This is a genomic window from Streptomyces sp. NPDC057638, assembly GCF_042800315.1.
GTDB lineage: Bacteria > Actinomycetota > Actinomycetes > Streptomycetales > Streptomycetaceae > Streptomyces.
Window position 1 is genome coordinate 14040 of the sequence record NZ_JBHVHF010000079.1, and the last position, 13319, is coordinate 27358.

9 protein-coding genes are annotated in these 13319 nt (G+C 72.8%); 6 read left to right on the forward strand and 3 right to left on the reverse strand.

Translation table 11 applies throughout. The features are described from left to right. Positions 1-2: 2 nt before the first annotated feature. The 4 genes from ACFVIM_RS14060 to ACFVIM_RS14075 all read left to right on the forward strand — a co-directional run bounded on the left by ACFVIM_RS14060 (position 3) and on the right by ACFVIM_RS14075 (position 3967). Positions 3-674, forward strand: a complete 672-nt coding sequence (locus ACFVIM_RS14060) for a DUF305 domain-containing protein (protein WP_384300962.1) — start codon at positions 3-5, stop codon at positions 672-674. A 158-nt stretch (positions 675-832) separates the two neighbouring features. Continuing rightward, the gene (locus ACFVIM_RS14065) at positions 833-1732 is read left to right on the forward strand and encodes a F510_1955 family glycosylhydrolase (protein WP_384300963.1); all 900 of its coding nucleotides are present in this window, start codon (positions 833-835) and stop codon (positions 1730-1732) included. Between the two features lie 230 nt (positions 1733-1962). Next, on the forward strand, positions 1963-3081 hold the full coding sequence (locus ACFVIM_RS14070; RefSeq protein WP_384300964.1) for a chitinase: 1119 nt from the start codon (positions 1963-1965) through the stop codon (positions 3079-3081). 433 nt (positions 3082-3514) lie between these two features. After that, a complete protein-coding gene (locus tag ACFVIM_RS14075; RefSeq protein ID WP_384300965.1) occupies positions 3515-3967 on the forward strand; it encodes a cold-shock protein in 453 nt (150 codons plus the stop codon). 129 nt (positions 3968-4096) lie between these two features. Here ACFVIM_RS14075 and ACFVIM_RS14080 read toward each other — a convergent pair whose 3' ends face one another. The 3 genes from ACFVIM_RS14080 to ACFVIM_RS14090 all read right to left on the reverse strand — a co-directional run bounded on the left by ACFVIM_RS14080 (position 4097) and on the right by ACFVIM_RS14090 (position 9961). Continuing rightward, positions 4097-4789, reverse strand: a complete 693-nt coding sequence (locus tag ACFVIM_RS14080; protein WP_384300966.1) for a response regulator transcription factor — start codon at positions 4787-4789, stop codon at positions 4097-4099. Positions 4790-4915: 126 nt separating this feature from the next. Continuing rightward, a complete protein-coding gene (locus tag ACFVIM_RS14085; RefSeq protein ID WP_384300967.1) occupies positions 4916-5623 on the reverse strand; it encodes a PAS domain-containing protein in 708 nt (235 codons plus the stop codon). A 1509-nt stretch (positions 5624-7132) separates the two neighbouring features. Next, positions 7133-9961, reverse strand: coding sequence for an ATP-binding protein (locus ACFVIM_RS14090; RefSeq protein ID WP_384300968.1), 2829 nt, complete (start codon positions 9959-9961; stop codon positions 7133-7135). 443 nt (positions 9962-10404) lie between these two features. Here ACFVIM_RS14090 and ACFVIM_RS14095 point away from each other — a divergent pair, with 443 nt between their 5' ends. Together ACFVIM_RS14095 and ACFVIM_RS14100 are read left to right on the forward strand one after the other, a co-directional pair. Continuing rightward, on the forward strand, positions 10405-13002 hold the full coding sequence (locus ACFVIM_RS14095) for a LuxR C-terminal-related transcriptional regulator (RefSeq protein ID WP_384300969.1): 2598 nt from the start codon (positions 10405-10407) through the stop codon (positions 13000-13002). Further along, on the forward strand, positions 12999-13319 hold a 321-nt coding region (locus ACFVIM_RS14100; RefSeq protein ID WP_384300970.1), incomplete at its 3' end, for an ATP-binding protein. The genes ACFVIM_RS14095 and ACFVIM_RS14100, both read left to right, overlap by 4 nt.

The window sequence follows — 13319 nt, forward strand, 5'->3', positions numbered from 1 at the left end:
CCATGTTCACCACCCCGGCGCGCCGTCGCGCCACCATCGCGGCCGCTGTCGCCGCCCCGGCCCTCCTTCTCGCCGCGTGCGGCGGAAACGACGACGAGCACGACGGCATGGACCACGGCGGCAAGCCGTCCGCCGCGAGTGCCCCGGCCAGCCCCCCGGCCAGTCCTGCGCCCGGACAGAACCCGGCGCCCGGCGCCTTCAACGACGCGGACGTGATGTTCGCGCAGATGATGATCCCCCACCATGAGCAGGCCCTGGAGATGGCCGCGCTCGCCGACGGCCGCGCCCAGGACGCCGAGATCAAGGCCCTGGCCACCGAGATCGCGGGCGCCCAGGACCCGGAGATCCGGAAGATGCGTTCCTGGCTCGCGGCCTGGGGCAGGCCCGAGGATCCCGCGATGGCCGGGATGGACCATGGCTCCGGCTCCTCCCACGGCTCCATGGACGGGATGATGACCCCCAAGGAGCTGGGCGAGCTCAAGGCCGCGAAGGGGACCGCCTTCGACCAGCGGTTCGCCGAGCTGATGATCGCCCACCACAAGGGTGCGGTCGACATGGCCCGGGAGCAGACCGCCAAGGGCCGTAACGCCACCGCCACGAGGCTGGCGCAGGACGTCGTCCGTACCCAGTCGACCGAGATCGACGCGTTCACCGCGATCCTCGGACGGCTCTGACCGCTCCGGCGCGGGCGGCCGTCCGGCATCTCCCGCGGGCCGCCGGACGGCCGCCGCGCCCGTGCTGTCACACCGCCCCGCACACGATCCACCGTCCTCACACGCCCCACCCGCGCCGAGCGGGCGCGTGTCCATCCCCAGCGAACGATCAGGGACCCATGAAGAAGCGTCAGCTCACCCTCTCCGCCACCGCCGCCGCACTCGCGCTCCTCACCCTCAGCGCCTGCTCCGGCTCGGCCTCCGGCGACGGACCCGGTTCCGGCTCGGGCGGCCACGGGAACAAGGCGTCCGGCGAGGTCGCCATCAGCCATATCCACGGCGTCGGCATCGGCCCGTCCGACGGAAAGCTCTACGTCGCGACGCACGACGGCATCTACACCCCCGGCCAGGGCACCACGCCCACCCTGGTCGGCGAGCGCAAGGACGACTTCATGGGCTTCACGATCACCCCGACCGGCTCCTTCCTGGCCAGCGGCCACCCGGCGCCCGGCCGGGACGCGCCGAACAACCTGGGGCTGATCGAGAGCACCGACACCGGCCGGACCTGGAAGGACCGGAGCCTGACCGGCGAGGTCGACTTCCACTCACTGGAGTACGCGCACAAGACGATCTACGGCTACGACAGCACCAACGGGCTGCTGCGGGTCAGCGAGGACGGCACGAACTGGGAGAAGCGCGCCAAGCTCCGGACGCTGGACATCGCGGTCAGCCCCCAGGACCCGGACACCGTCCTCGCCAGCACGGAGTCGGGGATCAGCCGCAGCACCGACGGCGGCAGGACCTTCGCGAAGGGCGCGGAGCCGCTGCTGGCCTTCGTCTCCTGGCCCACGGCGGACGCGCTGTACGGAATCGACCCCTCGGGCCAGGTCAGCCGCAGCACGGACGGCGGCGCGAACTGGCAGCGGACGGGCACGGCCCCCGGCGGCCAGCCGCAGGCGCTGACGGCGATCGACGCCCAGCGGCTGATCGCGGCGACCCAGGACGGCGTCTACGAGTCGAAGGACGGCGGCAAGACCTTCACCAAGCGGCTCGCGGTGACCTCCGGCGGCGACCACTGACGGCCCGCGCCCTGGTGCTCCCGGCCAGGCCCCCAGCCCGGCTCCGGGCCCGGCTCCCAGCCCGGCCCCCAGCCCGGTTCCGGGCAGCACCAGGGCGCGTTGTTCTCCCCCGTACCCCAACTTGGTCCAGACCTATTGACGAAAGGTCTGGACCTATCTACGGTTTGGCCCGCACTCAGAGCGTGACCAGGTGACCCCCACCACCCCCATGGGCACGAAGGGAGCACAGCATGATCGGTCGGTCCTTACGGATGCTGGGAGCAGGTCTGGCGCTGGCGTTCGCCGCGCAGATCCCCGTGGCCACCGCCGCCGGACACCCCACCGCACCCGGGCCGCGCACCGCGCCCGGCACCGCCGCCACCGTCCCCGCCGCCGCCACCGGCCCCCGCGCGGAGACCTGTCCCGTCCAGTCCAAACCCGCCGGCAAGGTCCTCCAGGGCTACTGGGAGAACTGGGACGGCGCCGCGAACGGGGTGCATCCCCCGCTGGGCTGGATCCCCATCACCGACCCCCGTATCCGCGCCGCGGGCTACAACGTCCTCAACGCCGCCTTCCCCGTGATCCGCTCCGACGGGACGGTCCTGTGGGAGGACGGGATGGACCGTACCGTCAAGGTCGCCACCCCCGCCGAGATGTGCCAGGCCAAGGCCGCGGGCCAGACCATCCTCATGTCCATCGGCGGCGCGGCGGCCGGGATCGACCTCAGCTCCAGTACGGTCGCGGACCGGTTCGTCGCCACCATCGTGCCGATCCTCAAGCGCTACAACTTCGACGGCATCGACATCGACATCGAGACCGGTCTGGTCGGCAGCGGCAACATCAACCAGCTCTCGGCCTCCCAGTCCAACCTGATCCGCATCATCGACGGGGTCCTCGCCCAGATGCCCCCGAACTTCGGTCTGACCATGGCCCCGGAGACCGCGTACGTCACCGGGGGCAGCGTGGTCTACGGCTCGATCTGGGGCTCGTACCTGCCCATCATCAAGAAGTACGCGGACAACGGCCGCCTGTGGTGGCTGAACATGCAGTACTACAACGGCAGCATGTACGGATGCTCCGGCGACTCCTACGCGGCGGGCACCGTCGCCGGGTTCCGGGCCCAGACCGACTGCCTCAACCGGGGACTGGTCATCCAGGGCACCACGATCCGGGTGCCCTACGACAAGCAGGCCCCGGGCCTGCCCGCCCAGCCCGGCGCGGGCGGCGGCCATATGGCGCCGAGCCTGGTGGCACAGGCGTGGAACGGCTACAGCGGGGCGCTCAAGGGGCTGATGACCTGGTCGCTCAACTGGGATGGTTCACGCGGCTGGACCTTCGGCAACAACGTCAAGGCCCTCCAGGGCCGCTGAGCCGATCCCGGGTCCGGGGCGCGCCCCCGGACCCGGGTCCCGGTGACACGGCCCCCTGACCCGGCCCTCCCCACCGCACCGCCCCACCGCACCCTCCCCCGGCCCTCCCCCGGCCCGCTCCCGGCCCGCCGCCCCGGGAGCGCACCATCTGGAGGCGTGCGGACCCGTACCAGGGCGCGCGGTACCGCTCGGGGGCGCGTTTCCGTATCGGCGCGCACATGACACACCCGGGGCGCCCCCGACCCGCCCGGTCACACCCCACCTCCGCGAATTCACCTATCCGTGAGGTGTTTACCGCGAGGCCGCCCCCGCGCCGATGCCCAGGGGTTCCCCCAGTTGTCCTGCGACGTGCGGGGTGGATAGGCTCGTCAGGCGCTGTTGACACATATGCGCGAATGTTGGCGGGACTGTGGGCCGGTTGCGGAGGCTGAAATTGGCACAGGGAATTGTGGTTCGTTTTGATGACGCGAAGGGGTACGGGTTCATCGCGCCCGACGACGGAGGCGACGACGTCTTCGTCCATGCGAACGAGATCTCCGAGCCGGGGCGGACGGTCGCCTGTGGGACCCGGGTGGAGTTCGGCATCCTCGATGGAGGGCGTGGATTGAAGGCCTATGACGTCCAGGTGATCGCGAAGGCCCCGGTCCCCACGGTACGGCGGTCCCCCGCCGAGGAGACCGAGGCGGCGGTGGAGGAAGCCCCGCCGGCGGCCGAGCGGAGCGAGAGCACGGTGGACGGGACCTGCGCGGTCTTCTCCGCGCCCGAGTTCACCCGGCTCTCGACCGAGCTGCTGCTGGAGAAGGGTCCCGAGCTCACCGCGCGACAGGTGCGGGAACTGCGGGCGGCACTGCTGGAGTTCGCCACCGAGCACGGCTGGGTGGACTGACCCACCGGCGTACGGAGGGTGGGACCGGTGTCAGGACACCGGCCCCACCCGGGTGGGACCCCTTCGGGCTCCGTGGTGTGGATCGGGAGCCGTGGACGATACGGTCTCGGACCGTCGATGACGGGGACCTCAGGCCGTCCCCGCGAGGGTGAGCCGGTATCCGCTCCCCTCGACCGCTTCGAGCTGGTGCGGATCGCCCAGCCGCTGGCGCAGCGAGGCGATGTAGCGGTGGATCGACTCCTGGAGCGTCATCCGCTTGGTCCGCAGGATCTCCTCGGCGAGCTGCTCGAAGTCCAGGGTCTCCCCCGGCCGCCGGGCGAGCGCGGCCAGGATGCTGAACTCCTCGTCGGAGAGGTCCACGGGGAAGCCGTTGATCATCACGACCCGCTCCCACAGATCGATCCGCACCGGACCCGCCAGGATGAGATCCCCCGGGGCCGCGTCCGCGGCGGCGCCGCCCGCCGTCGGCCGCCGGCGTCTCATCACCGCTCTGACCCGGGCCAGCAGCTCCGCCAGGTTGTAGGGCTTGACCAGGTAGTCGTCGGCGCCGAGATCGAGACCGCGCACCCGTGAGGCGTGGTCCGAACGGGCCGTCGTCACCAGGATCGGTACCGAACTGCTCGCCCGCATCGCGCTGCACAGGGTGAATCCGTCGCAGTCGGGCAGATCGACGTCGAGGAGGACCGCGTCAGGGTTGGTGTCGAGCAGCTCGATCGCCGCCTTGCCGGTGTCGGCGCAGACCGCCTCCAACCCCTGGTCGTTCAGCGCGGCGCGCAGTGCGGCGGAGACCCGCGCGTTGTCCTCGACCACCAGGAATTTCACCGTGCGGGCCCCCTGTCGTATCGGCAGTGCCTTCTGCGTGCCCTGCGTATCCTGCGTACTCCGCGTTCCCTGCGACCTCCCCGGGATCACCGGCCCAGGCGTCCGGCACACGCTGACCGGCATGGCTCAGCGTCTGCGGTCCGTATGGGCGTCCGCCCGGACGACACCGCGCGAGCGGTCGGATCCGCCTCGGTCAGGGCGGATGTAGTCCGGCAGGACCTGGGGAGGCCAGCATCCGATACTGAACATACCCATCGAGTACGCCTTGGCCGCAAGCGCCGTGCGATTGGGCACCTTGAACTGGCGCAGCAGGATGCTGACGTGGTACTCGATGCCCTGCCGGCTCAGAAAGAGCTTGGCCGCCAGCCGGACCGTGGGGTCTCCGGCCGCCACACCCTCCAGCACCTTCGCGGTGAGCGCCGTCAGTTTCCGCTGCGAGCCGATCAGCGCCTGCTGGTCGTCGGACTTCTCCGGAGTGAACTGGACCATGATCATCTTGGTCCGGCCGCCGTCGCCGTCGACGGGGAAGGCGCTGAGCTTCCCCGGCACCGTGGCGTCGTCGAACCACATCGCGATGGACTGCCCGACGAGCCGCGCCCGATGCCCCTGCACCATCCTGCCGAACTGCCGCATCAGATGCTGACGCACGCTCGGGTGCAAGAACTCGGCGAAACTCCGTTCGCATATGTCGTCACGGCGCCGCCCGCACTGCGCCCGGAACGCGCCATTGACGGCTCGCACCCGCAAAGTGGGATCGAGGATCGCCAGGCCGATTCCGGAGGTCTCAAACGACGACAGCACCATGTCGCCATGTTCGTCACTGCGAATTTCCACGTCCCGCAGCGGTGAATCCCCCGGGTATGAATCCCCGATCGGAATTCCCGAGGTCCGCTGAATGGGCGTTAAGTCGGACGTGAACCGGGGTGACCCGGATCGGTGAGCGCCCACCGCGGGGGCGGACTTCCATCCGGCCGCGTATGGAGCATTTTGACTTGCGTTGCCTTTGGTAAAGGTCATCTACGCCGAACCCTCCCCGTTGCGTTTATCGCCGGGCGTCGGGAGCGTAATCAGGCGCGACCCGGGGGGTCAATGAGATCTCACGGGGGCCCTTTTAACACTGTGGTCGTGCCGGTGCGGTTCGGAGAGGCGGAGGTGCTACGGCAGGACTACGGTTCCCCGCCGGGGCGCGTCCACCATCCGGGCACCCAAAGCCGACAAAACGGGTTGGATACCCACGGTAGGCCCCCGATGACCCACAGAGAAGAACGGAACGCTCCGCATCAGATAGCTGGTTGGTGCACCGATCGGCTACCGAAGCGCTCACCGAAGGAGGCCCACCGCAGCGGGCGGTGCGGAACGGCGACAGACGGCCGACAGCGGCGGCGAGCGCCGGGGGTCACCGCGGTGATGCCGGGAGGCTACTCCCCTCACGACCACCCGGTGGTCCCTCTCCGGTCATGCGCGGTCCAAAATCACCTGATCGCCGTCGCCGGTTCGCCCGGGTGGGGGAACCGTACAAAGCGGTACCAACGCGGGCGCCCCGGAGGGCCGCGCACCAGGAGGCGGTCCCGCCTCTCGTCCCGGCGCGGTTCCTGCTGCTTCGGGGGCGGTCCGTGCGGTCAGGGGCGTAGTCGTCACGGCGCGGCCAGGGGTGGGTGCGGACCCGGCGGGTGGCCCGGGGGGCGGGTGCCGTGCTGTCGCTGCCGCTGTCCTTCGTCTGCGGGGTTCGGTGGCCTCCGGGCTCACCTCCTCGGGAGCGGCGGACGAGACCTCCCTGTTCGGTGAGACCGGGTTGCCCCGCCACTCCCTGCGGGGGCGACCCTGCACCCCCCGAACGTGCCCCCCGACCCCCGGCTGCGGTGGTGACGGTCCGTGCGACCCTGACCGGTCGGGGGTGGTTCCGTCGCTGCCGCTGTCTTTTGTCTGCCGGGTTCGGTGGCCTCCGGGCTCACCTCCTCGGGAGCGGCGGACGAGACCCTCCTGTCCCGTGAGGCCGGGTCCTCCCGCCACTCCCTGCGGGGGCGACCCTGCACCCCCCGAACGTGCCCCCCGACCCCCGGCTGCGATGGTTGCGGTCGGTGGGACCGTGACCCGTTGTCGACACGCGAAGGGCGCCCGCCCCCGGATTTCCCGTGGGAGCTTGGCCACCGGGTTCGCTCATGGGGCTCTGCCGGTGAGTAGCTCCGTGTAAGGACTCGCTCTACCCGAGGTCGGTTGCGAGCCAAAGGGGCGCGTCGAGTTCTCGTGGCCGTCGCGCGGAGATCGTGAGGAACGAGCGATCGAGCACGTCGGACGCGAGAATCTCGACTAAAGCGCCCCGGAGGCGAGCAGCCGTTAAAAAAATCAAGCACTGCCTTCTGGGACGCCCCAGCGGAAGGCGTTGGCCCCCGCGATGCGGCGGACCACGGGGATGAGTTCCGCGCGGCTGGTGACCCCGAGTCTGCGGTAGAGGCGGGTCAGGCACTTCTCCACGGCTCGTCGTGTCACGTCCAGTTCCTCGGCGACGTCCTGGTTGGTGCGGCCGAGGGCGACCAGGCCCGCGACGCGGCGTTCGGTGACGCTGAGCCGTTCGGTGCCGAGCAGGCCCACCCGGCCGGATTCACCGCGTCCGGGTTCGGCCCAGTACCGCAGCAGGGATTCGCCCATCGTGTCGGCGATGCGGTCGGCCTCGGCGAGGAGTTCCGCGGCGCCGGAGCGTCCGGCGCCGCGCAGTCTCATCGCGTACGCCATCAGCGCCCGTGCGCGTTCGAGTGTGTTGGGGCTCTCCCGGAGGACGGCCACCGATTCCGCCAGGAGGGAGAGCGCGTAGCGGCCGGGGACGAGGGTGCCCCAGACTCGCAGGGTGCGGCCGAGGGTGGCGGGGGAGCCCCAGGAGCGGGCCCGGTCGCATTCGTGGGCGATGAGTTCCAGAGCGGTCTCGGTGTCGCCGAGCCGTAGCAGGGCGGGGGTGGACCAGTACGCCAGCGGGAAGAGGGCCGGGTTGTGCCAGCCCGCGGCGCCTGCCCTGCGTACCGCCTCGACGAGTTCCTTGGCGAGTGAGGGCAGTTGGGACATTCCGGTGGTGGCGGTGCGCAGGGCCAGCAGGCCGACTTGGAGTACGGGTGCTCCCGCGCCGCGCTGTCCGGCGCATACCGCGCGGGCGTGGCCGGTGAGCCAGGGGTCCCGCAGTTCGACGGCGACGGAGAGCAGTCCGAGGGCGGAGAGCCAGTCGCTGTCGCCCAGGTCGCCTTCGGTCTCCTCGCAGGCGTCCCGCGCGTCCGTCCAGGCGTCCGCGAGGCGGCCTTCCTGCTGGGCGGCGAGTGCGCGGCCGCACAGCATCCGGATCCGCTGGCGTCCGTCGCCCCGGCGGCCCGCGGCCTCGACGGCGGTGTCCAGCCAGTTCCGTACCGGCTCATGGGCTTCGGCGGCGGTGCCGGAGGCGATCATCAGCGCGGTCGCGGCGTAGCCGGAGGGTGCCGCGGCGGGTTCGCGGTCGAGCATCAGGCGGGCGAGGGAGCCGACTTCGGCGGAGGGCAGTCGTCCGCCGACGGTGCCCGCGAAGGCGAGGACGGCGGCCCGCTCGCGCCGGGCGGTGGTGCACAGATCGGGTTCGGGGCCGAGTTCGCGCAGCCGGGCGACGGCGTCGAGCGGGGCGTCCGTCCGGCCGAGTCCGGCCAGCCGGGCGCGGGCCTCCAGCCGGGCGCCGAGTTCGGCGGCGGCCGGGTCCTCGGCCGGGGCGAGGGTGGCGCGGGCGGCGGCGATCAGGTCGTGTGCGACGGGTGAGGCGGCCAGGGAGAGCGTCAGCGGTACCGCCGCGACGACGGCGGCGCGTTCCTTGGCGGTGGGCAGCAGCGCGATGGCCTGCTGGACGTGGCGGAGCAGCGCGGAGGGGTCGATGTCCTGTTCCGCCTCGGCCAGGGCGGCCAGGAAGCGGCCGCGCTCGGGGCTGGAGGGCGGGAACTCGCGCAGGGCCCGGCGCAGATAGCGGATGGCGAGATGGCGTTCGCCGCGGCGGCGGGCGTCGTCGGCGGCCTCCCGGAGCACGTCGGCGGTGGGGGCGTGACCGCCGGGACCGACTTCCATCAGATGGGTCGCGACCCGTTCCAGGGGGCTGCCGGAGGCGTGCAGCAGGACGGCCGCGCGCCGGTGGAGGTCGCCCCAGCTCTCGGGGCCGTGGCTGTCCTCCGCGATCTCGCGTACGCAGTCCCACAGGAGGGGTGGTTCGCAGCGGTCGGGGGCCCAGCCGAGCCGTCTCAGCGCCCATGCGGCGGTGGCCCGGTCACCTTGGTCGAGTCCGGCGAGGCGGGCGATCAGACGGTCCTCGGCGGCGCCGCCGAGGAGGGCGGCGCAGTACGCGAAGCGCCGTACCGGCTCGGGGTGGCTGCTGAGGGTGGCGGCGACCCGGCCGCGCAGGTTCCAGGGCGCGGGGAGGGAGCGGGCGGCGTCCAGCAGCCGGGCCGGGGTGGGTCTCGCGGTGGCTCCGAGGCGGTCGAGGAGCGAGGCGACCAGTGCCGGGTTGCCTCCGGTGGCCCGGACCCAGGCCCGCGCCTGTTCGGCGGGGAGGGCGACGGCGCGCTCCCGGAGCATCGCGCGTACGCCGTCGGCGGTCAGGGGGCGCAGGGCCACGATGTCGTCGGCGCCGTCGACGAGGTCCTGGACGGCGGGGGCCTCGGCGGCGGGGTCGCCGTCGCGGACGGCGCTGAGCAGCAGCAGCGGCGCGGTCCCGGGGGCGCGGAGGAGGGCGGAGAGCCAGCCGAGGGAGGCTTCGTCGGCCCATTGGGCGTCGTCGAGGAGGACGGCGACGGGGCCCCGGGCCACGGTGGGGCCCGACCGGGCCAGCGCGCGGCTGAGGGCGGCGCGGGGCGGTTCGCCGGTCAGTTCCGGGTCCGGGGGCGAGCCGGGGGCCGTGAGGTCGTCGTGGCCGGTTCCGGCGGCGTGGCAGAGGAGTTGCTGGGCCACCGCGTGGGGCAGTGAGCGCTCCAGTCTGCTGCCGTCGCCGCGCAGGACGGTGAAGCCCGCCCCGCGGACCACGGTGGCCGCCGCGTCAAGGAAAGCGGAACGTCCCACGCCCGGCGCGCCGGTGATCGTCACGCGTCTGCGGGCACCTACCAGCGCCCGATCGGCCGCCGCGGTGACGGCGGCGAGTTCACCGGTCCGGTCGTGGAGCGACACGGGCGCCGTTGGCGAGTGCACGGGCCTCCTCAGCCGGGGATCGGCTTTGGCTGACGAACATTCAGGATTTCTCCCCACAGGGTACGGTCGCCCGGCGCGTCGGGTGTGTCATCCCCGCTGTCAGGCTTAAAGTCCCCAAGCGTCCGGCCGAAACGTCGCCAATCCCCGGGTGAATCGACCCAACTCCCGCATCAATGGTCCCGGTTGCGGGGAATGGCTTTCTTGATGGCGCTTCCACCGACTACGGCGCCACCCAAGTTCCCCAGCACCTCTCACCACCTGACCCATTCGCTTCACAGTGAGTTCACAGATCCGCCGTACTGTAAAGAGTTATGAACCCAACGAGCATGCAGAGCGATCTCATCCCGACAACGCTGTCAGGGCACCGCTTACCAGGCTTCCCGGACTTATCCGGCTTCCCTGATACCGACCCCCTCCGGGGCTCTCCCCGGGCCCGGGAGTCGGTGCCCCGGCAGTCCGTACCGCCCGCGCCCTCCCGGTGCCTGGTCGTCCTCGGCGCCACTGCCCGGCTGCCGATGGACCGGCTGACGCGTCGTGTCACCGCCCCGTACGGAGAGCGTGTCGCCGTGCGCTCGGCGCGCTGCCGGCGTGAGGACGTCCGGCGCGAGCACGGTGTGCTGGGCGCGCTCCTCGGTGTCCCCGGCCACCCGGGGGAGGCGGGGGACGCCGCGGCCGGGGCCCGGTGGCGGGATCCGTACGCTCATCGCAGTGGCGTACCGCGCGTCGCGGGGGCGCGCGCCGCCGCGCTGTTGGCCGACGCTCCCCTGGTGCTGACCATCGTCGACGCCCACTGGTGCGACGACGGCACCCTGCGCTGGATCGACCACCTCATGCGCCGCACGGCAGGGCGCCCGCTGACCGTCCTGATGACCTCGTCCCACAGCGCCCTGGGCGCCGCGGACGCCACCTTCCACGAGATCGTGGCCCGCGACTACTGCACCGTCACCGACGCCGCCGAACTGCTGGCCGTCGACACGGACCCGGCGCGCGGCGCCGATCTGGACGACCTGGTGGCGCACGAGCCCTACCTCCTGCGCGTCGCCCGCGCCGCGTCGGTGCTGCGCAGCACCGACGCCGACATCGTGGGCGCGCTCGCCCGGCTCCCCACCCGTCAGGTCACCAAGGCGCTGCGCACCGCGCGGGCGGTCGGGGTGCTGCCGGACCCGATGCCGCCGATGGGCGTTCCGCACCCGGTGGACGATCTGCTCTCCGACCTGTCGGGAGCCGAACGGCAGCGGACCTATGCCCAGGCGGCGGAGGTGCTCAACGACGCGGCCCGGCCCGCCGAGGAGGTCGCCGACCTGCTGCTCGCCCACTCCTGTGTGGACCGCCCCTGGATGGTCTCGCTGCTGAAGGAGGCGGCGGCCGCCTCCCGCCATCACCATCCGGCCGCCGCCGTGCGCTATCTCTCCCGGCTCAACCGCATCGACCCCGACGACCTCGACACCAGCGTCGACCTGGCGACGGCCCTGCTCGACATCGACCCGGTGACCGCGCGCGGCCATCTGGAGTGGGCGCTGCTGCGCACCGCCGACCCCCGGGCCACCACCCGCTGGATGCTGCCGCTGCGGCTCACCGCGCTGATGACCCATGAGGAGCCCGACACCCCGGCGGCGCTCGGTGAGGTCCTGCGCCAGCTGCGCGGCGTCACCGGTCCGGCCGCGCCGACGCCGACGGGCCACCCCGACCCGGGCGCGCCGCCCTCGTCCGTACCGGCGCGCGGCGGTTTCCCGGCGACGACCGAACCGGTACGGGCGGGACACCCGGAGCACTACCCCGGGCGGGTGCCGTCGGCGGCCATGGTCTCCTCGGGCCCGCTGCTGCTGGCCACCCGCGCCATCCGTACCGCGCTCGCCGGGTGCTCCCCCAGGGAGGCCACCGCCGACGCCCACCGGGCGCTCCAGGCGGAGCGGCCGGGCGGCTCGTGGGCGACGGTCGCGGCGGCGCAGGTGCTGGGCCTCGCCGACCAGACGGAGACCGCGCTGGACCACCTCGGCCGGGCTGTCGCCGACAGCGGCCGCCGGGAGGAGGTGTGGGCCGAGTGCCATGCCCGTTCGGCCCGGGCGTGGGTGCTGCTCCAGACCGGTGAGCTCACCGAGTCGGCGGCGCAGGCGCGGGCCGCGGTCCGGACCGCCCGGAGCCACGGCTGGCCCACCCAGACCCAGCTGCCCCTGATCACTCTCGCGCTGACCCTGCTCAGTCAGGGAGAGCCCGACGCGGCGGAGAGCGCCCTGCGCGAACTGGACGGGCAGCGGATGGACTCCGCGGTCTGGGAACACCACCACCGGCTGCTGGCCGAGGCGCTGCTGCTGCGTGCCCGTGGCCGCCCGGAGCAGGCGCTGGAGCGGCTGGAGCACTGCGGCGCGAGCCTGGCGGCCGCCGGCGTGGAGAACCCGGTCTTCAACACGTGGTGGCTGACGAGTACGGAGGTACTGACCCAGCTGGGCCGTACCTCCGCCGCCGTCGAACACGCGGAACTGGGCGCCCGGATGGCGGCGCGCTGGCCGACCGAACGCGCCCGGGGGCTGAGCCTGCTGGCCCGGGGCACGGCCGCCCTGGGGCAGGACCGGGTGGAGCTGCTGACCGAGGCGGTCCGCGCGCTCGCGGGCTGTCCCGACCGTATCCATCACACCGTCGCGGAACTCCGGCTGGGCCAGGCCCTGCTGAAGCTCGGCGACAAGAAGTCCGCCCGGGCCCGGCTGCACTCCGCGCGCACCCTGGCCTCCCAGCACGGCTTCGTGCTGCTGGGGCACCGGGCCAGGGCCACCCTGGGCATGGCGGGCGGCCGGGCACCCGCCGCCGACCAGCGCTCCGGTGGTGCCCTCAGCTCCGCCGAGCACCCGGTGGCGGTGCTGGCGGCGGCCGGGGCCTCCAACCGCGATATCGCGGCCGAGTTGTATCTGTCCCTGCGCACCGTGGAGTTCCACCTGACGAACGTCTACCGCAAGCTCGGAGTGCCCGGTCGGGCCGAACTGGCGGAGCGGCTCGAACCCGGGGCCCCGCCGCTCGCCTCCTGTCGCGCCTCAGGTGAGGCCCCATGACTCCGCGTTCACCGGCACCGCCCGCCGGGCCCACACCCAGGAGAGGCGATCTCCTGGAGCGGGCCGCCGAGCTGTCCCTGGCGCGGGAGGCCGTCCAGGGGGTGGCGGCGGGGCGTTCCGCGACCGTGGTCATCCACGGCCGCCGGGGCACGGGCCGTTCCGCGCTCCTCGCGGAGCTGGGCACGGCGGCGCGCGATGCGGGCCTGTGGGTCGCCTCGCTCTCCTGCCGACCCGGCGACCAGCACCGCCGCCGGGGCATCGCCCGGGACGCGCGCGCCGCGAGCGCCGGGGCGCGCCCCGGCGAGCCGCTGGTGGTG

What these genes read in the sequence shown, in the direction of transcription:
- ACFVIM_RS14060 (WP_384300962.1), top strand. Translation starts at nt 3, where the DNA reads ATGTTCACCACCCCGGCGCGCCGTCGCGCCACCATCGCGGCCGCTGTC.
- ACFVIM_RS14065 (WP_384300963.1), top strand. Translation starts at nt 833, where the DNA reads ATGAAGAAGCGTCAGCTCACCCTCTCCGCCACCGCCGCCGCACTCGCG.
- ACFVIM_RS14070 (WP_384300964.1), top strand. Translation starts at nt 1,963, where the DNA reads ATGATCGGTCGGTCCTTACGGATGCTGGGAGCAGGTCTGGCGCTGGCG.